Below are 22810 nucleotides of genomic sequence, written 5' to 3' on the forward strand. Positions count from 1 at the left end.
AGGCCGGCGCGCGGGCGCGGCGCGCATGCACCGGTCCGCCGCTTGCGGCATCCGGCGACGCCGTTACTGACGCGTTCTGGCGATGGCGCGGCGCCCGTGCCACGTACCCGTCTCCTCCTGCTCTGCCGACATTCACCGCAGAAAGTCTGACACGACCGTCAAGCGGGGGCGCATTCATCGATTCCGGTCGCCCCACCTCGACACACGCGGCAATGCAATGAAACCGTAACGCGACGCGCACCGCCCGCCAAGCAGCCCCGCCAACGGGCGCCGCCCTCCCGGACCAAGCCCGACCCGTGCGGGACAACGACCCAATCATCGCGCCCCCATTTCGGGGGGTTGAACTCCCCCCGACGCATCGTCTACATAACGGATGCCGCTCGCCGGGCCCGCTCCGGCAGTTGGCGCGCCAGCCTTCCGAAGCGCTCAGGCGCGCTCCCGGTTGGGGGATAGTTTAGTGGTAGAACGCCTGGCTCTGGACCAGGTAGCCCAGGTTCGAATCCTGGTCCCCCAGCCAACCTCCCATTTTCTTTTGTTTTCAACGAGCTAAGAGTGGAAAAGCCGGCTTGGTATGACATTCCGGGGCTGCTTCTTACCACGCAGACCCGACTGGCCGGTATTCCGGTAAGATGCTCTCAGTGGCGCTCTTAGCACCGTTGCCGATAGCACTCAGGTAGTAGCCAACTGCCCCATCCCATCCTACCCGCTCGTCTCATTCCGTGTTTCGTAGCGCTCAGTTGTAGCCCGGTTCGAGCAATCCATTTCCGACATCACGGCTACCAAGACCAAATGCGTCTTATTCTTCGGATTCGTCTTTATTGAGCCAAGCCTCCAATTCTCGAATGTCAATTGCAAGATTGCGTTCCTCTTTGGTACCGCCCTTGTGAATGACACCAATCACCGCACCATCGCCATCAACCAGTGGTCCACCGGACATACCGTCAGCGAGTGATTGCGTTACCTCGATAAGCTGGACATCGACAAAGCCAGGAATCTGTACTTGGTCTAAACTCCTGGCGATTGTCGCTGTTACATGGCCAGTTCTGACGTTAATTTTCTCCCCATACCACCAAGTGGGGTAACCTAACGCGATTACCTCTTGACGAATATCAATTTCATATGAATTAAAAACTAACTCGTAATACTCTGCATCAGGAATTGTGTTCTCAAGTAGCGCCAAATCTCGATACTTATGACGTCTGATAACTTTGGCTTGGAAGATATTTGTCGGATTCGATGGGTGAAAAATTTTGACCATGTCCGTTTTTTCGACACAATGCGCCGCCGTCACTAGACCAATATCCTTGAGAAAAAAGGCGGTTCCCTGGTGCTGAGTGTCTTCATTCTCAATGACCCATATCGCCCGATCCCAAATCTGTCTTTGCGTTGGACTAACCTTAATCGGCCAATCCGGAAAACAACGATTGAAGCGGACAGCTAAACCCCGCACAACAGGATCCGACGACCCCTTAACTTGAGCGACAAACGAGATCTTTCCACGGAGGTGCTGAGCGAGACTTGATCGTCCGCCATACTCCTCGTGATACTTTTTTTCCGCGCTCTCTATCCCAAGTTTTTCTACAGAGAATAGCGCCGCTCGAATATTCCGTATGTACCGACGATCAACATTCAAAATCTCGTTAATCTTGATGCCGGTCACCACACGCCGTGAATCTCGGTCTGCGTAATGAATTTTTTCTTCGTTAACGAAAAACCCGTTCTGAATGATCTCATTCCGTAGTCTCTGCGCTAGAAGTTCCGACGAGAAGCGCCCGGCTGGTGGGAGGACGGTCTCGAAAAGGGCTGCGGGGGGTGATGGCTAGAGAACGTTATGTCGTCCGCATATCGGGTATAAATGCAGCGGGCTTCTTTAGCGAAGGTCATGAGGCTCTTGTCGAGCCTGAAGCAGATCATGTTCGACAGCACTGGGCTGCTCGGGGCGCCTTGTGGAAGACGCCCCTTGTTGCAGCATACGATGCCGATGATTTTAGCGACTTTAGAGTTCAGCCCCAACGAAGACAGCATACCCTCAATGCGTGTCTGAGAGATAGTCGGGAAGAAGTCCTTTAAATCGATATTGACCACGTACTTACACCGCTTGTGGGCCAATGCATTTGTCTTAACGGATCGTTCGGCGACAAAGCCGTGAACTGGATTACGGCGGCGGTAAATCTCATTCAGCTTTTTTGCAATTTTGCGTTGGAGAAATTTTAGTCTCTCATCGGGAGCGTTGATGATTCGATTTTTGCGCCCCGCACGGCCAATAGAAAAGTTGTGGTACATACGCGCTCGGTAGTACCGGATTTTCTTCAATTCATCGGCGCCGAGATTCAGATAAGCGAGGAGCGCCGCTTCGTCAGCGAGTTCGGGAGGAATTACAATGCGAATATTCTTGCCAAACATCGGTACCCAATCTGGCGCGGGGCTTCCCCTTCAATCACGCCGGCGTCATAAAGATTGCTGACCAGCGTACACGATATATGCAGACGTTTTATCTTACGCCGCGGTTACCACAGCGCGTATGCAAAGGGAAACCCCGCAGTTGTATAACTATCAACTGACGAACTGGGGTTCAAACCGGACTTCCGATTCGGTGCCGTCTGCAACTGAAAATTGCCGGAGCATTGGTGTTCGTTGGTATTGGCAAGGACACCTTTATGATGTCCATCTGTGGGGCCTACTAAACGCAAGAGATGATACGGACACCATCGATGAGGCGGCCCGGAAGCTGAACGAACAACACGAGGCATGGCTGAACCCGTCCGACCTGGCAAAGCGCGTCCCAGAGGTGGTCGAAGGGTATCCCGACAGGATCGTCCCGGTGATTGCGAGGCGCAAAGGTAAGCACAAGCCGCTTAACCATTGTGTGGCCGGAGAGGCTCAGGATGTCTGAGCCGCAAGTAGGGAACGCACACTGCCCGCTACAGTCTGATCCCCCGTCACTGCAAAAGAAGGGTACGAACGAAGCCCGCGCGTTCCCGTCTCCGCATCTCTTTGAAAGTCTGACTAGACACGAGACTCCGCGCCCGGTGTCGACTTCAAGAAAAGGCGATGGGACTATTTTGAAAGCAAAATCCCCGGCTAATGTTTCCGATTGACAACCTTGCCCAAAGTTGGCGCCTCAGTGTCACGGACATACATTCAAACGAAAGCGTATAGCCGTCTTGCCCAACCAAGCGTGCCCAATTCAGTCATCCGCCCTTCGTGCTGTCGCGCGCTGGTGGATCAGTGCGTATACCCCAGATCGCCTGCCGAGCCGGCGAGAGATCGACCTGGACGCGATCCGGCACGCACTGCCCTACGTCTGGCTCGTCGAACACGTCCCGGATGATGAGAGCTTCCGTTACCGCCTCTCCGGTGAGCACGTGAACGTCGTTTTTGGCTTTTCACTGCGCGGCAAGCGCCTGTGCGACATCATCGAGCCACACATGCTCGACACCGTCCGCCAGCGCTACCTGCATGTCCTCAACACACCGGGCGTTGTGTACGCCGTCGGACGCGTCTACATGCGCATCGGCGGCTATCGCGAGGGCGAGCGCTTGATCCTGCCGCTGTCAGATGACGGTGTGAAAGCGACACACCTATTTGGTGTAACAGATTACGGTGGCGGTCGCCGGGAGAACTGGGAACAGCCGCCGGAGTACATGGATGAGCGGTTCCTGGAGATCGACGACGTTCGGGCTTGGGGTCCAGCCTTGAGCTTGGACGACATGACCTTATAGAGCCGATGGAACGCGCAGAGTAGCCAAGTATTAAGAGAAGCATTCGCTCTGCCCCGGTTGAGATCCGAATAGAGGCCCTCTCCGCCCGACGACGGGTATGTACGGGCACTGTTGGCGCAAACGAGACCGCCTTATCGGTCTTCTATCGCTCCCCCCTGAAGGCGTCCCGCGGCGCCAGCGCTCAAGGCTGACCCAGCGCCCCAACGCGCATGCGCGCACCTGCCCCTATCGAGGAGGCGCGGGCGTCGCCTATAAGATCATCGGTCAAAGACGAGGGTAGCAGCGCGCGTCGCGAACAGGAGCCTTATGCTCGGCCTGGATCTGGATTTGCACCGCCGGGTGCGCATCGGCGTCACCGGCCTCAATACCGCGGGCAAGACCGTCTTCCTGACGTCCTTGGTGCATGCGCTTCGCCATCGCGGCGCCATCGCGAACGTCTCGGCCATCCGGGACGGCCGACTGAAGGGGGTCGAGGTGATGCCGCTCGACGCCTCCGACGGGGTCGCCGCCTTCCCCTACCAGGCGAACGCCGACGCGATTACCGGCGCGGACGGGGGCGCCCCACGCTGGCCCGAGAGCACGGACCGGATCTCCAAGATCGTGCTGGCCGTCCGGTACACCCCGACCAACGCGCTCACCCGGCAACTGGGCGACCGGCAGCTTCGGATCGAACTGGTCGATTACCCGGGCGAATGGCTCCTGGACGTCCTGCTCGCCCGGTCCGACTACGACACCTGGTCCCAAGCGCTCCTGGGCGAGATGCAGACGACCGGCGACAGCCCGGAAGCGCGCGCCTACCTCGACTTCGTCAATCAGACGAATGCGACCACGCGCCAGGACCTGGACCATTGGGCCGGCACGGCGGCGCGGCTGTTCAAGCAATACGTCGAGGCCCGACGCGACGCCACCGGCCGGGCCAACCGCCTGCATCCCGGGCGGCTGCTGTTGCCCGGCCCCGGGATGGACCCCGACATGCCGAGCCTGACCTTCGCGCCCCTGCCGCCGGCGGGCCGTGACGCCGTCAACGGCGTCCTCCAGGCGATCCCGTTCGTGCGCGAGTTCGGCGGACGCACCCTGCGCCAGGTGATGGCCGAACGCTTCGACACCTACCGGCGCCGGATCGTCCAGCCGTTCTTCGACCAAACGTTTGCCAAGCTCGATCGGCAGGTCGTGCTGGTGGACCTGTTGGGCCATCTCGCCCGCGACGGCATCGGCATGCCGATGCTCGACGACGAGCTGGGCGACCTGCAGGAGTCCATGCGCCTCGGGCGTGGCTGGCTGCCGCGACAGATCCGGCCGAGCGTGGAGAAGGTCCTCTACGCCAGTACGAAAGCCGACCTGGTGCCAAGCGACCAGCACGACGTGCTGCTCGAACGGATGCGCGCGGCCGTTGGCCAGAGCCACGAAGCCGCGCGCTTCCGTGGCGCCGAAACCCGGGTGATGACGCTGGCCGCCCTCGCCGCGACGCGCGAAGTCACGGCCCAGGACCGCCCGGGGCGACGTTACGTCGCCGGCCTGCAGACCGACGGCAACGCCTATATGCACGATCCAGGCGACCTCGCGAACGCGCCGATGGACGGGACTCGCACGCCGGATCAGTCGCAGGCCCTGTTCGCCCTCGAACGCTTCCTGCCCCCCAAGGGACTCGGCCGGCGCGATGCCTGGCCGCACAAGCGCCTCGACCGCGCCATCGAGTTCCTGCTTGGAGACGATCTGGCATGACGCACAGGCCCCCGCGCCCGGACACCCGGCGGCTGGACCAGGCTGCAACGCCGTCCCCCGCGCCCGCGCGGCCCGACACGCGCCCGGCCGACGCGGGCATGCCGGCGACCGCGTCGGCCGGCGCGCCAAACGCGCCGTCGCCGCGTCGGGGCAAATTGATCTGGCCTCGGGTATGTGTCGCCGGGCTCGGATTGCTCGGAGTCGCCGTTGCGGGTGCCTATGTACAGGAAGCCGTGGCGACCGTGATGAACCCGACCGACTGGGCGGGCTGGCTCGTCACCGGCGGGGTCGGGCTGGTGATCGCCGGTCTGGTCCTCGGCTGCGTCGGCGAGCTGCGCGGGTTCCGCGACCTGCGTCGGCTCGACCGCCTGAACGACCGCGCGCGGCAGGTCCGCGAAGACGCGGTGGCCGACGATCCCTCACTGATCCGGGATCTGACGGCCGTCTACGCCTCCCGACCCGACCTGGACGGCAAGCTGCGGACATTCCGCCGCGACGCGGAGGGCATCGGGGATGCCGCGAACCAGCTCGCCGCGTTCGAGATCCATGTGCTGGCCAACCTCGACGAGCGGGCGCAGTTGGCGATCACACGTGCCGTACGGCGGAACGCGACGGCAACGGCGTTGAGCCCGTTCGCCCTCCTGGACGCGAGTGTGACGGCCTGGACAAGCCTCCGGATGATCCGCGAGGTCGCCACCCTGTACGGCGCCCGTCCCCGGGTTGCCGCGTCGCTCCGCCTGACGCGCACCGCCTTCGGCAATGTGCTGGCCGCCGGCCTGTTCGAGACGGTTCAGGACGCGGTCAACGATCTGGTTAGCGGGGGCGTTGCCGGACGGGTCTCGACCTCGATGGCGAGTGCGATCGCCAACGGGTTGCTGACAGCGCGTCTGGGGCTGGCGGCGATGGAAGCGTGCCGCCCGGTGCCAACCTCGACGTCCAGGCGGACGAGCGCGCGGTCCCTGGTCCGGCGCGCACTTTCCGACGTGATCGGCGGTCATCGCCCGCAGAACCAGCCTGACGAGGAGGCGTAGTCCAGACTGACCTGCTGGAGATCGACGCGGCGGCGGAACCGGCTAGGCTACCGACCAGGTCTCGTTCGCGTGCAGCAGCAGATCGGGTTGGTCCGCGCAGCGGTGGATGAAATCCGCCACTTGCGGGCTGCGCCAGGCCCGTTGGTAACTGCCCCAGGCTTCGAGCACGCTTTGCTGGCGCAGGTCGCCGGGGGCGAACGGCAAGGCGTTCAAGAGCTTCACCCGACCGTTCGGGACGATCAGCATCATCGCCTGCGGGCTGTCCAGCCGGTCGGCGATTTCCTGCTCGATGTCGTGGGGATAGATCGATAGGCGGGTCGGCGCGTTCCGATGAAGCGCCGCCCGCATCCGAAGCTCGGTAACCGCCTCGGCCCAGGCTTCCGGATCGGGCATCAGCGTGGACCAGGACGCCGCCGCGCGGCCGAGGCGCATCAACGGACCGGTGACGAACGCGCTGCAGCCAAGCTCGACGGCCAGGTCGAACGCGTCCGCCATCTCAGCCAGATTGTGGGTGGTCGGCGTGAATACCATCTCCGCGGGCACGCCGCAGTCACTCAACCGGCGCAGCGCGCCGGTCGCCTGCTCGAAGCTGGCGGAACCGGGACGCATCAGCGCGTGCGTCTCCGGCCGGGCGCCATCGACCGAGATCTGAGCGTTATCGACCCGCAGCCCCGCCATCCGGGTCGCGGCCGCCGCGTCGACGTAACGCCCATCGGTTTCGATCTTGATCGCCGTGCCGGCCTCGGAAAGCGTCTCGAAGATCTCCCAGACGTGCGGCACGCCGAGCGGCTCGCCACCGCCAAAGGCGACGTAGGGGATGCCGGCCTCGGTGATCTGCCGGGCGACGTCCAGCGCCTCCTCGCGGGTCAGTTCGTCCGACCAGCCCTTGTCCGGCCCGGACTCCTCGCAACAGGAAGGACAACGACCGGCACAGCTATTGGTCAGCTGCCAGGCGATAAACAAAGGGGCGCTAAAGTCCTCGACGGCGGCACCGGGACGCATCGAAACAACTCGACTTTGGCTAATGGGCGAAAATGGAACAGGCGGCAAGAAAGGCCGGGGCCGGTCGGCAGGACCGGCCCCGGACCCGGCTTAGGTGAAGCGGATGTACGGCTGTGCCATAACCTGCTCGGAGACGTCTTCCATCTCCGGCGTCTCCCAGGCCGTCTTCTCCTGCACGGCCGCCGACCGCTCCTCCTGACGCGCTTCGCGCGTCTCGGTCACGCTCTCGCTCATACGTCACCTCCTTTCTTACTGCTCAGGCGGTGGATTCCGCCAGCTCCTGCCAGGCATTGGCCTGGGCGTGCCGGGCGCCGTCGGCGATTGCCGCCTCGATGGCCTCCCGGAGCGCCGATGTATGCCAGGCCTGGCAGTAGGATCGCCAAGCTTGCGCCAGGCCGTCCCGACGCACGTCGGCAACGATGTAGGGCAGCGCCGCCGACGCCTTGACCCGGCCGTCGGGCAACACGAGCAGGGTCGCCGGCGGTTCGGCCGCCGTCTGACGCAGCCCGTCCTCCATGCGGAACGGCAGGTAGGCCAGTTCCATGCCCGCCTCGCCGCTTTCGGCCTCCCGATCCAGAACCGCCCGGAAGGCGTCGTACTGCTCAGCCGTGGGAACCAGCTTGCGCCAGTTGCGCGCGGCATTGCCGATCCGCATCAGCGCGCCGGTATTGAACCGGAAAGCCCCCAATTGCCGTGCCCGCCGGAGCGCCGCGGGCAGCTCCGTGATCGTAACGCGGGTTGGCGCGAAAGTGACCTCCAGCGGCAGGCCGGCCGCACGCACCGCCCGGCAGGCTGCGTGCACCTTCTCCAGCGACGCGCCCGGACGCTGCCGGGCGTAGGTGGTCGGGTCGTCCGCATCCAGACTGATCTGCACGCTGCGTACCGGCAACTCGGCCAACTGCACGGCCTCCGCCGGACCGAAGCGCTGCCCGTTGGTCTCGATTTTCAGCTGCACGCCGCCCCGGCCCAGCCGCTCGGCAACCTCCAAAAAGTGCGGCACGACCATCGGCTCGCCGCCGCACAGCATGGCGTAGGGCACGCCCGCCGCGACGATCTCGTCGGCAAACGCCAGCGCCTCGGCGCGCGACAGTTCGTTCGCCATCGGCTTGCCAGGGGCACTTTCCGTGCAGCAGTGCACGCACGCCAGATCGCAGTCCCGGGTCAGCTGCCAGGAGACGAACAGCGGTGCGCCCAGTCGATCGATCTGGTGGGCGCCAGTCGCGCTTGCTGTCATTGCGCCCTCCCCTATCCAGCCAGCCAAGGCTGGCTCAGCAGCCCAAGGGTGAACAGCACGGTGGTGACGAGGTAGCAGCGCACGATCGCGCGTACCGCCGGGAGGAAGGCCCGTGGCGTCTGCCAAGTGGTGCGGGCGCACTGCAGACTGCGCCAGAGCAGCGGCGCAGCGGCGAGTGCCGCCAGCGTCGGCCAGGGGAAAACGCCACCGGCCACCCCAACGACCACGACCGCGAGCGCCAGCGCCGCCAGGCCGTTGTACAGCCAGACCGCGCGCGCCCGGCCCAGGCGTACGACCAGATTGCGCTTGCCGACCAGGCGGTCCTGATGAAAGTCGGGGATCGCGTTGGTGACGGCGAGCGCCATGATCAGGAAACCGGGCACCAGCGCGGCGAGCAACGCCGGCCCGATCACGTCCGCATCAAACCTCTGGACCTGCAGATGCAGGCTGCCCAATACCATCAGCGGACCGTACGACAGCGCGATCACGGTCTCGCCCAGGCCGAGGTAGGCGAAGCGGATCGGCGGCGCGACGTAGAAGGCAGCCGCCATTCCGCCCAGACCGGCGTACAGCAGGATCGGCCAGCCGGTCAGCCAGGTCAGGTACAGCCCGACTGCCAGCGCGCCAGCGAAGGCGGCAACGCCCAGCCACAACACCGCGGACGACATCGGCGGCGTGTCCTCGGGATCGAACACGCGGTCGGTGCCCATGCGGCTGTCGAAGTACTCGTTGAACGCCTCGACGCCGACCACCGAGAGCACGATCCCGCCCAGGCCGATCCAGAACAGCGTGCCATCGAACGTGCCCAGCATCGCCCAGGCCCAGGCCGCGCCCAGCAGGTAGGGCAGCAAGCCGGCGTAGAGGAAAAAGCGGTAACGCACGAGGCTGGCGAGCCGGCCCAGCAAGATCACCAGGCTGGACGGACGTGGCGCATAGGTCTGAACGTGCTCGCTCACGGCCCTACCCCGCTCACTGGCGCGTTAGACATAGATCCAACGGTGCAGCTCGGCCGTCTTGGTCGAATCCTGCTCCAGTTCGGTCACGAAGTCCGCGACACGCGGGTCCTGCCAGGCGCGCTGGAAGTTCGACCAAACCTGCGCCAGCGATTCGGTACGCAGGTCGCCACAGATGAACGGCAGCGCATTGATCAGCTTGACCAGACCGTTGGGTAGCACGATCAGCAGCGCCGCCGGGTTCTCCAGCCGCTCGCGCATCTCCTGACGCAGGCCAAGCTCGTGATAGTGCACACGCATCCGGCCGATATACTCGAGCCGCTTCAGGTAGAGCGTGTTGAAATAGTGCATGTACTGGTCCTCGTTCGGGACCAGCTTTTGCCACGTCTTCACCGCGTTGCCGGTGTACATCGTCCGGCCGGTGTAGAAGTTCTGCGCGCCCAATTCATGCGCAAGGTCGACGGCGCGGGCGATCTCGTGGGTATTGAACTTGGTCGGCGAGTAGTTGATCTCCAGCGGCACGCCCGCTTCGACCAGATTGCGGATGCCCTGCATCACCTGGTCGAAATCGCCGCGCACGCGCATCTTGTTGAAGGTCTCGCGGCTGGCGCCATCCATCGAGACCTGCACAGACTTCACGTCGAGTTCCTTGAGCCGCTGACAAGCTTCCTTGGTCAGATACTGGCCGTTGGTCTCGATCTTGAGCTGGGCACCCCGGCCGGCGGCATACTCGACCAGATCGAAGAAGCGTGGATGCACCATCGGCTCGCCGCCGGACAGCGAGATATAGGGCACATCGAGATCGATCGCCTGGCGCAGCACGTCGAACGCCTGCGCGTCGCTCAACTCGTCCTTGAAGGCACGCCCCGGACCGCTCTCCTCAATGCAGTGCAGGCACGCAAAATTACACTCGTTGGTCAGCTGCCAAGCGAGATAGAGCGGTGCGCCGAGCGCCCCCGAGGTGGTCGTCCCCGGGGTCGCGGGCTGAGGACGCACACCGACGTCTTGGGCGTGACCGACACCCCCATCACCTTCGAACCCATCCATGACGCCTAGTCCTCAACTATCAGACCGCGCTCACGCAGTTGCTGCGCGAAGACCATCGCCTCGCGGTCGATCCGCGCCGCCTCGTCAGCATCATAGGAGGCTTTCAGACGTGCCGGAATCTGGTCCTCTGGGGTGCCAGCCTGGATCTCGCGCACGACGGCGGCCGCGGTTGGATTCAGGGCGTAGACCTTCTCCGACCGGGTTTCGAACAAAACCCCACCGAACTTTTCCTGCCGGAATTTGACGTATTTCGCCAGTTGCATGCCTACACCATCACATCTCAGGATACACGTAGCGGGCAAAGGGTCCCGCAAGCGTTGCCAGGTGTCAACGAAAAATTACACATCTAGTGTCCAGATTCCTTGACACTGAGTTGCCACAAGTAAACCGACCTCTAGGGCATCCCCTTATCGCGCATTGCGCGGCCCGGTATACGCCACTGCAAGCCGCACCGGCAGGGGAATTTTGCCGTGAGGGGTCCGTTGCGCTGCGCACCCATGCTATGGGGATGGCAACTCGTTCGACACCCGACTCGATCGACCAGCGGTATACGTGATGATGCGCATGTCCGCGAGACCATCTGACCCCATTTGACCGCGTCCCCTGTCCTTTGACGAAAACCGCCGAAACAGATTCAGGCTTGGTCCGCTACCGTGCCCAGGTCAAACGCCACGCCGTCGTCCTGATCGCGCTCGCGGGGGCGTCGGCCTTGGCGTTCGTGACCGATGTCGCGACCGGACCATCCAATATGAATCCCTTGGATGTCGTCCGTGCGATCCTCGCGCCCGATTCGGTGGCGCGGACCGTCCAGGTCATCGTCTGGGACGTGCGCCTGCCTTATGCCGTCATGGCCCTGCTGGTCGGGGGTGCGCTCTCGCTCGCCGGCGCGGAGATGCAAACGATCCTGGACAACCCGCTCGCCAGCCCCTTCACCCTCGGCGTCTCCTCGGCCGCCTCCTTCGGGGCGGCGGTCGCCATCGTGCTGGGTCTGGGCCTGCCGGGCGTCGCCGATGATTGGATCATCTCCGGCAACGCCTTCGTGTTCGCTTTCGGCTCGGTGCTTCTGCTGCAGGCGCTGGCGCAGGCGCGCGGCAGTGGGGTGCAGACCCTGATCCTGTTCGGCATCGCCTTGGTGTTCACCTTCAACGCCCTGGTCGCGCTGCTGCAGTTCGTCGCCAGCCAGGAAGCGCTGCAGCAGCTCGTGTTCTGGAGCATGGGCAGCCTCGCCCGGGCGAACTGGCAAAAGCTGCAGGTTCTGGCCGTGATCGTCGCGGTCATGCTGCCTTGGTCGTTCGCCAGCGCCTGGACGATGACCGCCCTGCGGCTGGGCGAGGACCGCGCGCGCAGCTTCGGGATTCGTGTCGGCCGCCTGCGCTTCCTATCCCTACTGCGGGTCAGCATCCTCGCGGCCACCGCCGTGGCCTTCGTCGGGACGATCAGCTTTATCGGCCTGGTCGGGCCGCATATCGCGCGCCTGCTGGTCGGCGAAGATCACCGGTTCCTGCTGCCGGCCAGCCTGTTCAGCGGCGCGTTGGTGCTGTCGCTTGCGTCCGTCGCGAGCAAGACGATCGTGCCGGGCGCCCTGCTCCCCGTGGGGATCGTGACGGCGTTGATCGGAATCCCCTTTTTCGTCGTGCTGATCTACTTGCGTCGGGAACAGGGCTGATGATACGCGACACCACTTCGCTTCAGGTCGAACGGCTTCGGGTCGGCTACCACCGACGCACGGTGATCCGGGACCTGACATTGGCCCCCTTCCACAGCGGCGAGATCACCGCGCTGATCGGGCCGAATGCCACCGGCAAGACCACCCTGCTACGCGCGCTGGCCGGACTGCAGCCGGCCAAGGGGGCGCTCTATCTGGGCGGCGATAATCTGCTTTCCCTGCCCGGCTCGGCGCATGCCGCACGCGTCACCTACATGCCGCAGTCGCTGCCGCCACGCGTCGCGCTCACCGTGTTCGAGGCCACGCTGAGCGCGCTCAAGGTCGCACCCGGCGCCCGGCAACCGGCCCAACAGTCCCACATCCAGGTCATGGAAACACTGCAACGGCTCGGCATCGACGACTTGGCGCACCGCCCATTGACCGAGTTATCCGGGGGACAGCGCCAACTCGCCAGCCTCGCCCAATCGGTGGTGCGGGAGCCAACGGTGCTGCTGCTGGACGAACCAACCAGCGCGCTCGACCTGAACTATCAGTTCCGGGTGATGAATCTGGTGCGCGCACTCGTCCGCGAGCGCGGCATCATTGCCGTGGTGGTGCTCCACGACATCGCGCTCGCCAGCCGCTGGTGCGACCGCGTGGTGGTGCTTTCGGACGGCGCCGTAGTGGCGGATGGTCCCCCGGCAACGGCCGTGACCGCGGATACCCTGGCGCAGGTCTACGGCGTCCGCGCCCGCGTGCTTGGCGACGCGCAGGACGACGCCTTGCAGGTGATCGTGGAGGATGTGTTGGACACAGGGGACGCGACTGGACAGCCTAGCCGTTAGTCCGAAGTCATGGTCAACTGCCCCGGCGCCAGGCCACCCCAGTACGCGCCATCCAATTGGATCGGCAGGAAGCGATCGCTGATCGTCTGCTTCGTCGCCTCTGGGTCGAGGGCCTGGAACCGCTCTGGGTGGATGGCTTTGGCCAGCATCTCCAGCGCCAGAATATCCAGCGGCGAATTCAGCAACTGGTGGGACAGCCCGTAGGCACGTTCGTTTCGGACAGCCGGCAGTTGCGCGATACCAGGCCGTGCCACGACGCGCGCCAGCGACTGCCGGACGCGCACCGCCTGATATCCAAGCCCGCAGACGACACCGTCATGCCCCTCCATGTGTGGGCCGCCGGTTGCGATATAGACCTCCGGCGCGCGGGAAATGACGTATTCGAGGTTGAGGGTGCCGCGCGCGCCCTCGATCACCGCTGCGCCAATGTTCTCGCCCCCGGCAAACGCGATGTATTCGCCGATGTTGCCGGCGCCAACGGAGTTGCAGCAGTCCTCGGTGTAGCCGGCATGCGGTTCGAGAAACACGCTGGGCCTAGTTACGTCCTCGCCCGTCAACCGGTCCGCGATCGCATCCATGTGCGCCCGACGGAACGCGAGGAACGCCTCAGCCCGATCCTCCTGACCCGTTACCTGCCCCAGGATTCGCAGACTGGGCGCGAGGTTGCGCAAGGGATGGATGAAGAAGTCGAGGGTCAGCACCGGGATCCCTGCCTGCTCGATCGCTCGACGCTGGCTGTCGGCCAAGTGCCCGTGTGCGGAGACGATCACCAGATCGGGATCGCTGGCGACGATCCGTTCCACCGACTGCACCCGCGCGCCGGTAGAGACCTTGGCCAAGTCGGCGATTTCAGGCGCATGCGCGCGAAAACGCGCGTAGGTCGCCGGGCCGATATGGTCGATGTCGTGCGGCCAGGCGACCAGGAGGCTGACCGGATCCGGGTGGATCAGCGCCAGCGCCATCAGGAACCGGCCGTCCGCGATCAGGATTCGGCGGGCGGGCTGCTCTAGCACGACGCGGTGGCCATCGAGATCGGTGACCGCGATCTCCGCGCGCACCGGATCGGGGGACAGGCAGCCCCCGACCATCAGCCAAGCCACCGCAAGCGCCGTTGCAATCCGCCGCACCATCCTGATCGCGTCCTTATCGGCTGGTTTCTAGAAGACGGCCTTAAGGCTCAGCAGCGCGCTGCGCGGCTCGCCGTAGAAATTGAACACGCTCGCGCCACCGACGCGGGAGTAGTACTTCTCGTCGAACAGGTTGTTCACCGTCAGGGTCGCGGTGACGGAGTCGGTGATGTCGTAGCCGGCCATCACGTCCACCACGACGTACCCGTCGGCGTTGATCGTCGTGCCCCGGCTGATCGACTTGAAATCGCTGAACGCCTTCACGCCACCGCCGACGAACAGATCGTTCATCCAGCCGCCGGTGTTAAAGCGGTACTTGGTCCAAAGATGGGCCATGTGCCGGGGCGTGTAGGTACTGAACACGTCGCCCGAGTTGGTGCCGTTGACATATTCGGAGCGGCTGTAGGTATAGCCCGCGAGGACTTCCCAGTTCGGCTGGATATTGCCACTGACCTCGAACTCGACGCCTTCGACCTCGACCTCTTCGCCGGCGACCGTATTGCCGGCCCCATCGCTCATCGGCCTGTTCTCGTCGGTCAGATGGAACACCGCCGCCGAGGCGTTCAGCCCACCGTCCAGCAGAGATGCCTTCACACCGGCCTCGTACTGCGAGCCTTGACGCGGCTCGAGCGTCTGACCGCTCGCATTGACCTGCGATTGCGGCTGGAAGATTTCCGTGTAGCTGACATAGGGCGAGATGGTCTCGGTCAGGTCGTAGACGACACCGGCATACGGCGTGAACTCGGCATCGACATCCTGCTCGCCGGTTTGCGTCGAGGTGAGGAGGTCTGTTGTTTCCGACTGGTACCACGTCGAACGGCCGCCACCGATCAATGTCAGGTCGTCGATCGGCTTGATCCGAACCTGGCCATACAGGCCGTACTGGTCCGTCTCCGTTTCGGTTTGCGAGCTGTAGGTGACGCTGGGTCGCGTCAGGTTGGTGTTCCAGTGGAAGATGTTGTTGGTGTCGCCGGTGGCGCCGCGGCCCTGTTTGAAGGTGTTCTCGAAACGCTGGTAATCCGCCCCGACCAGGACATTATGCTCCTGGCCGAACAGCCGGATCGGCTTGCTGATATGACTGTCGAGCGCAAGCGAGGTTTCCTCGTAATCGCGCGCCAGCCAACTGACGCTGGAGATATCCCCGTTGGCCGCGGCGGCGCTGCCGGCATAGCCGTAGAGAAAGTCGACATCGCGGTCCGAGTAGCGCGCCGAGACCTTGGCGTGGCCGCCATCCGCGAAACGATGCTCCAACTCGCCGATGTAATCGGTCACGCGGTTGTCAAAGTCGTTCCAGTCGGCCCCGGTCGTGGTCGACCGGTCGATGTCGAGCAGCGTGCCGTCGGCATAGGTCGGCAGACCGTTATACGGCTCGATATCACGCTGCATGTGACTGATCGTGAGCGACGCGGTCGTCATGTTGGTGAGGTCGGCTTGCATCGTGCCATAGCCGACCGACACGTCGTTGTCGTTATTATCGACCCAACCCTCGTCATGCCCGCGCGCCAGGACGAGCCGGCCACGCACATCGCCGTCTTCGGTGAACGGCACGGACAGGTCGGCTTCGCCGCGCACCCCGCCCCAGCTGTCGCCCGACACCTCACTGCTGCCCTGGAACTCGCGCAGCGGCCGCTTCAGGTGCATGTTGATCGCACCCGCCGGCTCGCCGGCGCCGGCGAACAGCCCCGACGGACCCTTGAGAATTTCGACGTGATCAACGATCGCCATATCCGGCTGGGTGCCGTAAATACTGGACAGCGGCGCCGGCAGACCATTGAAGGACAGCGAGTCGAATTCGAACCCGCGCGAGTACAGGCTCGAACGACCATTGTCATTGTCCAGCACCAGGAGACCCGGCGCATCACGCAGCGCCGTATCGAGTGAGCTGGCGTTGCGGTCTTCCAGGTATTCCCGGGTCAACACGGTGGTCGACTGCGGCACCTCGCGCCAGAGGCGTGTGTCTTTTTCCCCCACACTGATGAAGTCAGTGGTATAGCTGTCCGTGGTTTCCGTTTCGTAGCCGGATCCAGTCACCACCATTTCGGGCAGCTCGATGGCCCCGCTATCGGCTGCGGGGCTGGCGGCCTCGGCCTCCGCGCCGGCCTCTTGCGCCAGAGCCGGCACGGCCAGTTGACTGGAAAACAGCACGGCGGCCAGAACCCGGACGGACGGGCGATGGCGCCAGGAAACGGTGTAGACAGTCATTGTAGGTCGGACCCCCCTTTTAGGTCTGGACACGGCGAGGCCGGATGCTCCGCCAGGCACGCGTTCGCTTTTCAACGCAATCTCCGGCGAAAGCCGCCCCCAAGCGCACACCGGACTTGCACTCTACTGCGAATGAGTTTCATTCTCGTACCTGAGAAACGCGGACACCGGTACGCCTGAGAGCTTTGCGGGCATGCCAAAGTTGTTTGGCGGGAAGTCACGCCGCAGCGCGCCGCCTTGCGTCAGGCGGGCCCAGCCCCCTGCTGGGCCAGGTACGGAGAGCACTGAATGGGATTATCGAACGGACAGCCCGCCCGCAGGGTGGACGGCGCGACACTCGCTGCATGTTCACAGCCGCTGGGGCGCAACTTCCGTGTGGTGACACCACACGCTGCCAACGGACCGCTCCTCGATGGCGACTTCGGCGTTTGCGCCCTGCGTCCCGGTTTGCTCGTGCAGTACTCGGATGCCGTCGATCTGTACGACCTGGTCACGCGCATCGAACAGCGTCCAGGGATCACGATCCAGGTGTTCCTGAACGGCTCCGTGGCGGCGACCCTCGGCGGCCGTTCGCTGTTTCCGGATGTCCGCCAAGGCCTCGTCGAAGGGGCCGGCCCGCGCGCTTTGATCACGACCCGGGTGCGGCCGGAACTGCTTGAGCGCCGCGGCTGCCGCGGTAGCCGCGTCCGCAAGGTCAGCGTCACGCTCTCACAGGACTGGCTGGCCGACTGCGGACTGGTCGGCCGCAGTCCCTCGTTCGACCTTGAGCGGTTCGCGCAGGTCCACCTCGCCCAGCGTAACTGGATCCCAAGCACCGGCGTGGTGGCCCTTGCCGAGCGGATTCTGCAACTTTCCCGGCAGCCCGAACCGTTCTACCGCTTGCATCTCGAAAGCACGACGATCGAGCTGGTCGCCCAAGCCTTCGGCGATCTCATTGGCAGGCCAACCGGCCCGGAAACGGGGCGCGCCGACCCCCGTGACCTACGCCGCATGCGCCGGATCGAGGCGTACATCGCGACGGCCGACCAAACCGCGCTGTCGCTCGACGAACTGGCGCGGTTTGCCGGCACCAGTAACCGGACCGTCCAGCGGCTGTTCCAGACGATCCACGGCATCAGCGCGTTCGAATATATCCGTCGCTACAACCTGGAACGTGCGCACGACTCGCTGACGCGCGAGGGTGTTTCCATCAAGGAAGCCGCGCACCTTGCCGGCTATTCGGGCGCCGCCAACTTCTCGACGGCCTTCCGTCGGCATTTCGGACGAACGCCCAGCCAGGTGGTGCGACAGGCGCGTCCTCAATGACCACAGCCGCCGCTTGGCCAACATCAGACAGCCCAGCAAGCCACCAGATTTCCCAGCACACGGTCGAAACCTCGGGTGGCCGTCGCTACCGCCTTTACCGTGCTGTGCCCAGTTGTCCCAACCCGGCCGGACACCCAAGCCTCTACCTGCTCGATGGCAATGCCGCGTTCGCAGGGCTCACACCGTTCTTGTTGGCGCGGGTGCCGGACCTGCTGGTGGTTGGGCTCGGCTACGACACCGACGGGCTATTCGATTATGCGCGACGGCGGTGCGACTACACGCCCCCGCGTGACGGTCGCGGGCCCGCGCTCGACCCGCAGCGCCCGGAGTATATGGCCGGCGGCGCCGCGACCTTCCAGCAGGACCTCCTCGGTGAGCTCCGAACGGCAGCCGAACGCGACGTGCCCATCGACCCCTCGGGACGCAGCCTGTGGGGCCATTCCTTCGGCGGCCTGTTCGTTCTCTATACCCTGTTCACCCGACCGGAAGCCTTCCAGAGCTATCTGCCGGTCAGTCCGTCGCTTTGGTGGGGCGATGACGTCATGGTCACGCTGGAACGCGCGGCGGCCACGCGGTCCCGCGCCCCGGCATCCGTCCACGTCATGCTCGGCGATCGCGAATCGCGCAGTGATCGGCCGAAACCGGCCAACCCGGGCCCCGCACCCGCAACGCTGGCGCTTGCGTCTCGCCTCCAGCGGCGCTCCGACCTCGATGTCACCACCCGTATCCTGACCGGGTGCGGTCATCGCGACGCGCTCGATCATTCCCTTCCCCTTGCCCTGCAGCACGCCGGGGGATCTCACACCTCTTCAGGAGAACAAGCCTCGTCATGCTGACATCCAGCACGCATATCCAAAGCGACAAGGCCAGCCGCTATCTCGCCCAGCTGTGCAAACACTTCGCTCATAAAGTCCCGGCGCAATGGGACCAGACCTGGGGCGAGATCGAGTTCGCGAGCGGCCAGTGCCGCCTTGAATCGGACGACACGACCCTGACCATCGTCTGTCAGGCCGCCGATGACGAGTCGCTCAAACAGGTCCAGGGCATCGTCGAAAACCATCTGGTCCGGTTTGCCTGGCGGGAGGATCTCGCCATCACCTGGCATGCCGGGGCTCCCGAAAAGGTCCAACCGACGCGCTGAGGCTCATGGGGTAGATCGACAGTGCAGCGGAACCTGTCAGAGACCACGCGCACATAGATATCCACACTGATCACCGACACAGAAACCTCGTTCCCCCCCGCGCGCACGCCTTTTTTCGCAATTGCACCTAATATGCATCTGCATTAACGTGCCGGGCGCGCAACGCCGAATGCGCGGTTGCGGTGTCGTCGACCGTGCTCGCGGTCCCGCGATCCCTTCTGAGATCGCCGCGGTGGATGCGGTAGAAACGGATTGCCAGCGCCCACGCGCTTTGCGCGCAGCTGGCACGCATCACCTCGACGTTCCAGGGAACCGCGACACCGCAGGCAGGATGACGTGAAGCCCGTGAGCCTGCCTGCATCTTCGCGACGGAACCGGCAACAGCAGCATCGGCGTTGTCACCCGCTCACCACGACCGATCAAGAGGAGTTCGCGAACCAGCCGCTAACCGATTTGCCCGGCCGACCGGCAGGACAGACCGCCGTCCGACCCTGGTCACACGCCGGTCTTGGACCAAACGCGCGCCACGGTTCCCTTCGAGGCCGAGGCGGGCTGTGTGCCGTGCATCCGGTACGTCGCGGTTGGCAATCCCGAGCCATTCATCGGAGCAAAGAAACGCATGCTCAAGCCCGTCGCTTGTCTGCTCACGCTGGCCTTGGCGATGCTGCCGGTGGAGCCGGCGCTAGCCGAGAGTGGGTCCGCCGAGGGCGCGCCGGAGGCGGCGCCGATCCGTGTCGAACTCAACAAGCTGGAGCCGCGCGAAGGCGCCTGCCGGGCGTACTTCGTCTTCACCAACGCCACGGACCAGCGCCTGCAGGACTACAAGCTCGATCTCGTGCTGTTCGATCCCGACGGCGTGATCGCCCAGCGGATGGCGATCGACGCTGGGCCGCTACCGGCCGGCAAGACCCGGGTCAAACCGTTCGACCTGAGCGGCTTGGCCTGCGGCGAGATCGAGCGCGTGTTGCTGAACGATGTGCTGGCCTGCCGGACCCCGGACGGCCCCCTGCCCCGTTGCGGCCCACGCAGCACACCAGCCTCGCGCGCCGCAGCCAGCTTCATCAAATAGCCCGTCTCAAGTTGCCGGCCTCGCATAGCCGGCCTGCCCGGCAAGGAGCCGATTCGCCGTGAACCTTTCCGCTTTCCTCACCGCCGTGCAGGATACGTTCGCCCGCGGCGGCGAACTGCTGCAGCTCGGCGGCCCGGTCGTCGCCGTCCTGGCCGCCATGTCGGTCGCCGCGCTTGCAGTTGTGCTGGCCAAGCTCTGGCAGTTCCGGCGCCTGCGCCTGAGCGACCGGCGCACGGTCGAGCACAGCCTTGCCGCCTATCGCCGCGGCGACGTCCCGAGCGCGCTCGCCACGCTCGACGATCACCCGAACCCGGTCGCTCAAACCGTAGCCGCGGCGATCCGCTTCCGCCGCGACCGGCCGGATGCCGGCGAGCTGCAGCGTGAGGAAGCGCTGCGCCAGGCCGGCGTTCGGTTGGAAGCGCTGCGCTCGCACCTGCGCGTCCTGGACGTGATCGCGACGCTAAGCCCGCTGCTCGGCCTGTTCGGCACGGTCCTTGGCATGATCGATGCCTTCCAGGAGATGGCCGCCGCCGGCAATCAGGTCGATCCGTCGGTGCTGTCCGGCGGTATCTGGGAAGCGCTGATGACCACGGCCGTCGGCCTGGGCGTCGCGATCCCCGCCACCGCCGCAGCCAGCTGGCTGGACCGGCGCGTGGAACGGGCGACCCATGCCATGGAGGACGCCGTCACGCAGGTGTTCACCGCGGAGCTTGCGCACGCGCCCGATACTCACGACACCGAAAGCCACCCACGCCATGCCCGTGCGTACCCGGCCGCTCAGTCTGCGGCGTCCTAGCGGACGCGCGCGAGCGGCGATCAGCCTGACGCCCTTGATCGATGTCGTCTTCATCCTGCTGGTATTCTTCATGCTGGCCTCCAGTTTCCTCGACTGGCGGGCGATCGATCTGCAGACGCCGGCCGGCGGCGGCGCCTCGACCGAGATGACGGGCGCGTTGCTGCTGCGCATCCACGCCGACGGACAGCTCGACCTGAACGGACAGCGGATCGCCCCGGCGGACCTCCCCGCGCGCCTGCGCGAGTTGGCCGAATCCCGACCGGAAGCGCGGCTGCTGATCCAACCGGGGCCGGAGGTCACAACCCAGCGGGCGGTCGACGTCCTGGACCAGGCGCGCGGCAGCGGAATCACGCAGGCGCAGTTCGTGCACACGGCGGGGAACGCGCAATGAAGCTGCAGCGCCCGACACACCGGCCCGCCCCGGAAAGCACCATCGCCCTGATCAACGTGGTCTTCTTGCTGCTGATCTTTTTCATGTTGGCCGGCCAGTTGCGCCAAAGCCCGCCGTTTGAGGTCGCACCGCCACGTTCCGACAGCGAGGACGCGGCGGACAACAGCCCTGCAACGCTCGCGGTTGGCACCGACGGGCAGCTGGCCCTCGGCGGCGCGCGCGTCACGTTGGAGACGCTGACCAAGGCGCTCGGCGAACGCGATGGCGGTATTCCCGAACGCCTGCGCCTCAAGGCCGACTCACAGGTACCGGCAACCCGCGTGATCGCGTTGATGAGCGAGTTGCGCGCCGCCGGGGTCAAGCGGATCAGTCTGCTGACCGTGCGGGATAACTAAGCCATGCATCTTCGCCGACGGCACTGGCTGGCTTGCACGGCGCTGGCGGTAAGCGGACATCTGCTTGCGCTTGCGGCCGTGTGGCAGCCCCCCACCAGTGGCGCCCAAGGCGCGGGCAAGGGCGGAATCCAAGTCGGTCTTGGCCCGTCCGGCGGCCCCGCGGGTGCCCAGACGGCCGCAGCCCCGGCCGAGGCTGAACCGGTTGAAGCCGAGCCGACCCAGGCCAAGCCCGCGGAGGTCGAACCGTCCGAGACGGAAACGGCCGAACCGGTGGAGCCGGCGGAGCCCCCCGCCCCCGCCGAGACCGCTCAACCATCGGCAGCACCAGAAACCGCCGCACCGACGACGGCCCCAGCGGTCGACGGCGCAGACCCAGCGCTGCTCGCAGAGTCCGACCCCGTCGATGCAGCCGAACCGGCACCGACCGAACCGGCCGAAGCTCCGGCAGCCGAAACCCCGGACGCTCCGGCCCCGCCGCCCAGCAAGCCGGTTGCCCAGAAGCCAGAACCCCAAAAGCCAGCGCCAGAGACCGAACAACGCGCCGACGCGCCCACGCCGCCACCCTCGAAACCGGCTCAGGTGGAACGCGCCGAAAAACCCGACACTCAGGTGCCGCAACAGACCGCCGAATCACGCCGCGACGACACCACGAGCGAATCTCAAACGGGGACCACCGACGCCGAGCAGACCGAAGGAGATGTCGCCGGCACCCGCGGACAAGCCGGCGAAGGTACCTCCCAGGGCGCCGGAACCGGCCCATCGTCGGCGGGCGGCGGGGCGCCCGGCGATCACCCCGATTACCTGGCCCGTTTGAAGGCATGGCTGGAACGGCATAAGCGCTACCCCCGGCGCGCGCGCATGCGCCGGATGAATGGCACCGTCACCCTACAGTTCGAAATGACCCGCAACGGTCAGGTCGTGTCCTTCAAGATCGTCAAAAGCTCCGGCCACGAGATGCTCGACGAGGCCACCCGCGAGATGATCCGCCGCGCCGAGCCGCTGCCGCCCTTCCCCGACGATCTCGACCGCGACCGCATGCAACTGACCGTCCCCGTACGCTTCGCGATCAGATAGGCATCGAGTCCCTATCCCGTATAGGGCGCGGACTCAAAAAAGCGCGATCGCTGAAAGTAAACCTCACCTTCAGCGATCGCGCTTGATCTCATTAAAGCGATAGCAGGAC

The 22810-nt window shown here is 64.9% G+C and carries 24 protein-coding genes and 1 tRNA gene; 15 read left to right on the forward strand and 10 right to left on the reverse strand.

Going from position 1 to position 22810, the window contains the following annotated elements; genetic code table 11:
• Positions 1–443 precede the first annotated feature (443 nt).
• Positions 444–517, forward strand: a tRNA-Gln gene (locus tag RHOSA_RS0112925).
• Between the two features lie 279 nt (positions 518–796).
• Here the strand turns inward: RHOSA_RS0112925 and RHOSA_RS25765 are convergent.
• Positions 797–1660, reverse strand: coding sequence for a S1 family peptidase (locus RHOSA_RS25765; RefSeq protein ID WP_200372022.1), 864 nt, complete (start codon positions 1658–1660; stop codon positions 797–799).
• An 89-nt stretch (positions 1661–1749) separates the two neighbouring features.
• On the reverse strand, positions 1750–2403 hold the full coding sequence (locus tag RHOSA_RS25770; RefSeq protein WP_200372021.1) for a reverse transcriptase family protein: 654 nt from the start codon (positions 2401–2403) through the stop codon (positions 1750–1752).
• 139 nt (positions 2404–2542) lie between these two features.
• On the opposite strand from RHOSA_RS25770, the gene RHOSA_RS25175 reads away from it, so the two are divergent.
• From RHOSA_RS25175 to RHOSA_RS24310, 4 genes are all read left to right on the forward strand, one after another.
• Positions 2543–2893, forward strand: coding sequence for a hypothetical protein (locus RHOSA_RS25175; RefSeq protein ID WP_156092726.1), 351 nt, complete (start codon positions 2543–2545; stop codon positions 2891–2893).
• A 271-nt stretch (positions 2894–3164) separates the two neighbouring features.
• Positions 3165–3722 (forward strand): PAS domain-containing protein, encoded by a 558-nt coding sequence (locus RHOSA_RS0112935; protein WP_027289004.1) that lies wholly within the window; start codon positions 3165–3167, stop codon positions 3720–3722.
• 306 nt (positions 3723–4028) lie between these two features.
• Positions 4029–5444, forward strand: a complete 1416-nt coding sequence (locus tag RHOSA_RS22350) for a YcjX family protein (protein ID WP_037256302.1) — start codon at positions 4029–4031, stop codon at positions 5442–5444.
• Positions 5441–6475 carry a TIGR01620 family protein gene (locus RHOSA_RS24310; protein ID WP_081728714.1) on the forward strand — a complete coding sequence of 345 codons (1035 nt, stop codon included), beginning with the start codon at positions 5441–5443 and terminating at the stop codon, positions 6473–6475. The genes RHOSA_RS22350 and RHOSA_RS24310 overlap by 4 nt, the downstream gene beginning before the upstream one ends.
• A gap of 42 nt (positions 6476–6517) precedes the next feature.
• On the opposite strand, the gene RHOSA_RS0112950 is transcribed toward RHOSA_RS24310, so the two are convergent.
• The 6 genes from RHOSA_RS0112950 to RHOSA_RS0112975 form a co-directional block, all read right to left on the reverse strand.
• A complete protein-coding gene (locus RHOSA_RS0112950; RefSeq protein WP_027289006.1) occupies positions 6518–7477 on the reverse strand; it encodes a radical SAM protein in 960 nt (319 codons plus the stop codon).
• Positions 7478–7567: 90 nt separating this feature from the next.
• A complete protein-coding gene (locus tag RHOSA_RS25180; protein ID WP_156092728.1) occupies positions 7568–7711 on the reverse strand; it encodes a hypothetical protein in 144 nt (47 codons plus the stop codon).
• 22 nt (positions 7712–7733) lie between these two features.
• Positions 7734–8711, reverse strand: coding sequence for a radical SAM protein (locus RHOSA_RS24315; RefSeq protein WP_027289007.1), 978 nt, complete (start codon positions 8709–8711; stop codon positions 7734–7736).
• Positions 8712–8722: 11 nt separating this feature from the next.
• Positions 8723–9667 carry a prenyltransferase gene (locus RHOSA_RS0112965; protein WP_027289008.1) on the reverse strand — a complete coding sequence of 315 codons (945 nt, stop codon included), beginning with the start codon at positions 9665–9667 and terminating at the stop codon, positions 8723–8725.
• A 24-nt stretch (positions 9668–9691) separates the two neighbouring features.
• On the reverse strand, positions 9692–10711 hold the full coding sequence (locus tag RHOSA_RS24320) for a radical SAM protein (protein WP_027289009.1): 1020 nt from the start codon (positions 10709–10711) through the stop codon (positions 9692–9694).
• 5 nt (positions 10712–10716) lie between these two features.
• Positions 10717–10974 (reverse strand): PqqD family protein, encoded by a 258-nt coding sequence (locus RHOSA_RS0112975; protein ID WP_027289010.1) that lies wholly within the window; start codon positions 10972–10974, stop codon positions 10717–10719.
• Between the two features lie 377 nt (positions 10975–11351).
• Between RHOSA_RS0112975 and RHOSA_RS0112980 the strand changes: the two genes are divergently transcribed.
• Positions 11352–12377 carry a FecCD family ABC transporter permease gene (locus RHOSA_RS0112980; RefSeq protein WP_242468783.1) on the forward strand — a complete coding sequence of 342 codons (1026 nt, stop codon included), beginning with the start codon at positions 11352–11354 and terminating at the stop codon, positions 12375–12377.
• Positions 12377–13201 (forward strand): ABC transporter ATP-binding protein, encoded by an 825-nt coding sequence (locus RHOSA_RS22370; protein WP_051432121.1) that lies wholly within the window; start codon positions 12377–12379, stop codon positions 13199–13201. Before RHOSA_RS0112980 ends, RHOSA_RS22370 begins: the two co-directional genes overlap by 1 nt.
• Here the strand turns inward: RHOSA_RS22370 and RHOSA_RS22375 are convergent.
• Positions 13198–14331, reverse strand: a complete 1134-nt coding sequence (locus tag RHOSA_RS22375) for an ABC transporter substrate-binding protein (RefSeq protein WP_051432122.1) — start codon at positions 14329–14331, stop codon at positions 13198–13200. The two genes, RHOSA_RS22370 and RHOSA_RS22375, sit on opposite strands and share 4 nt — an antisense overlap.
• 27 nt (positions 14332–14358) lie before the next feature.
• On the reverse strand, positions 14359–16530 hold the full coding sequence (locus RHOSA_RS0112995; RefSeq protein WP_051432123.1) for a TonB-dependent siderophore receptor: 2172 nt from the start codon (positions 16528–16530) through the stop codon (positions 14359–14361).
• A gap of 375 nt (positions 16531–16905) precedes the next feature.
• On the opposite strand from RHOSA_RS0112995, the gene RHOSA_RS0113000 reads away from it, so the two are divergent.
• The 8 genes from RHOSA_RS0113000 (at position 16906) to RHOSA_RS24325 (ending at position 22701) form a co-directional block, all read left to right on the forward strand.
• Positions 16906–17835: a helix-turn-helix domain-containing protein gene (locus RHOSA_RS0113000; protein ID WP_027289013.1), complete on the forward strand. Its 930-nt coding sequence runs from the start codon at positions 16906–16908 to the stop codon at positions 17833–17835.
• Complete coding sequence (locus tag RHOSA_RS22380) at positions 17832–18671, forward strand: alpha/beta hydrolase (protein WP_051432124.1); 840 nt, start codon at positions 17832–17834, stop codon at positions 18669–18671. The genes RHOSA_RS0113000 and RHOSA_RS22380 overlap by 4 nt, the downstream gene beginning before the upstream one ends.
• Complete coding sequence (locus RHOSA_RS22385) at positions 18665–18976, forward strand: DUF2218 domain-containing protein (RefSeq protein WP_037256306.1); 312 nt, start codon at positions 18665–18667, stop codon at positions 18974–18976. Before RHOSA_RS22380 ends, RHOSA_RS22385 begins: the two co-directional genes overlap by 7 nt.
• A 619-nt stretch (positions 18977–19595) precedes the next feature.
• Positions 19596–20045, forward strand: a complete 450-nt coding sequence (locus RHOSA_RS22390; RefSeq protein ID WP_037258361.1) for a hypothetical protein — start codon at positions 19596–19598, stop codon at positions 20043–20045.
• 58 nt (positions 20046–20103) lie between these two features.
• Positions 20104–20841: a MotA/TolQ/ExbB proton channel family protein gene (locus tag RHOSA_RS0113020; protein ID WP_051432125.1), complete on the forward strand. Its 738-nt coding sequence runs from the start codon at positions 20104–20106 to the stop codon at positions 20839–20841.
• On the forward strand, positions 20801–21232 hold the full coding sequence (locus tag RHOSA_RS22395; protein WP_051432126.1) for an ExbD/TolR family protein: 432 nt from the start codon (positions 20801–20803) through the stop codon (positions 21230–21232). Before RHOSA_RS0113020 ends, RHOSA_RS22395 begins: the two co-directional genes overlap by 41 nt.
• Positions 21229–21627, forward strand: a complete 399-nt coding sequence (locus RHOSA_RS0113030; RefSeq protein WP_027289015.1) for an ExbD/TolR family protein — start codon at positions 21229–21231, stop codon at positions 21625–21627. The genes RHOSA_RS22395 and RHOSA_RS0113030 overlap by 4 nt, the downstream gene beginning before the upstream one ends.
• Positions 21628–21630: 3 nt before the next feature.
• On the forward strand, positions 21631–22701 hold the full coding sequence (locus tag RHOSA_RS24325; protein ID WP_027289016.1) for an energy transducer TonB: 1071 nt from the start codon (positions 21631–21633) through the stop codon (positions 22699–22701).
• Positions 22702–22810 lie beyond the last annotated feature (109 nt).

The organism is Rhodovibrio salinarum DSM 9154, from assembly GCF_000515255.1.
Lineage (GTDB): Bacteria > Pseudomonadota > Alphaproteobacteria > Kiloniellales > Rhodovibrionaceae > Rhodovibrio > Rhodovibrio salinarum.

What these genes read in the sequence shown, in the direction of transcription:
- RHOSA_RS24310 (WP_081728714.1), top strand. Translation starts at nt 5,441, where the DNA reads ATGACGCACAGGCCCCCGCGCCCGGACACCCGGCGGCTGGACCAGGCT.
- RHOSA_RS22390 (WP_037258361.1), top strand. Translation starts at nt 19,596, where the DNA reads ATGCTCAAGCCCGTCGCTTGTCTGCTCACGCTGGCCTTGGCGATGCTG.
- RHOSA_RS0113030 (WP_027289015.1), top strand. Translation starts at nt 21,229, where the DNA reads ATGAAGCTGCAGCGCCCGACACACCGGCCCGCCCCGGAAAGCACCATC.
- RHOSA_RS0112995 (WP_051432123.1), bottom strand. Translation starts at nt 16,530, where the DNA reads ATGACTGTCTACACCGTTTCCTGGCGCCATCGCCCGTCCGTCCGGGTT.
- RHOSA_RS24315 (WP_027289007.1), bottom strand. Translation starts at nt 8,711, where the DNA reads ATGACAGCAAGCGCGACTGGCGCCCACCAGATCGATCGACTGGGCGCA.
- RHOSA_RS22350 (WP_037256302.1), top strand. Translation starts at nt 4,029, where the DNA reads ATGCTCGGCCTGGATCTGGATTTGCACCGCCGGGTGCGCATCGGCGTC.
- RHOSA_RS25180 (WP_156092728.1), bottom strand. Translation starts at nt 7,711, where the DNA reads ATGAGCGAGAGCGTGACCGAGACGCGCGAAGCGCGTCAGGAGGAGCGG.
- RHOSA_RS22380 (WP_051432124.1), top strand. Translation starts at nt 17,832, where the DNA reads ATGACCACAGCCGCCGCTTGGCCAACATCAGACAGCCCAGCAAGCCAC.
- RHOSA_RS25770 (WP_200372021.1), bottom strand. Translation starts at nt 2,403, where the DNA reads ATGTTTGGCAAGAATATTCGCATTGTAATTCCTCCCGAACTCGCTGAC.
- RHOSA_RS22375 (WP_051432122.1), bottom strand. Translation starts at nt 14,331, where the DNA reads ATGGTGCGGCGGATTGCAACGGCGCTTGCGGTGGCTTGGCTGATGGTC.
- RHOSA_RS22370 (WP_051432121.1), top strand. Translation starts at nt 12,377, where the DNA reads ATGATACGCGACACCACTTCGCTTCAGGTCGAACGGCTTCGGGTCGGC.
- RHOSA_RS24320 (WP_027289009.1), bottom strand. Translation starts at nt 10,711, where the DNA reads ATGGATGGGTTCGAAGGTGATGGGGGTGTCGGTCACGCCCAAGACGTC.
- RHOSA_RS24325 (WP_027289016.1), top strand. Translation starts at nt 21,631, where the DNA reads ATGCATCTTCGCCGACGGCACTGGCTGGCTTGCACGGCGCTGGCGGTA.
- RHOSA_RS22385 (WP_037256306.1), top strand. Translation starts at nt 18,665, where the DNA reads ATGCTGACATCCAGCACGCATATCCAAAGCGACAAGGCCAGCCGCTAT.
- RHOSA_RS0112950 (WP_027289006.1), bottom strand. Translation starts at nt 7,477, where the DNA reads ATGCGTCCCGGTGCCGCCGTCGAGGACTTTAGCGCCCCTTTGTTTATC.
- RHOSA_RS22395 (WP_051432126.1), top strand. Translation starts at nt 20,801, where the DNA reads ATGCCCGTGCGTACCCGGCCGCTCAGTCTGCGGCGTCCTAGCGGACGC.
- RHOSA_RS0112975 (WP_027289010.1), bottom strand. Translation starts at nt 10,974, where the DNA reads ATGCAACTGGCGAAATACGTCAAATTCCGGCAGGAAAAGTTCGGTGGG.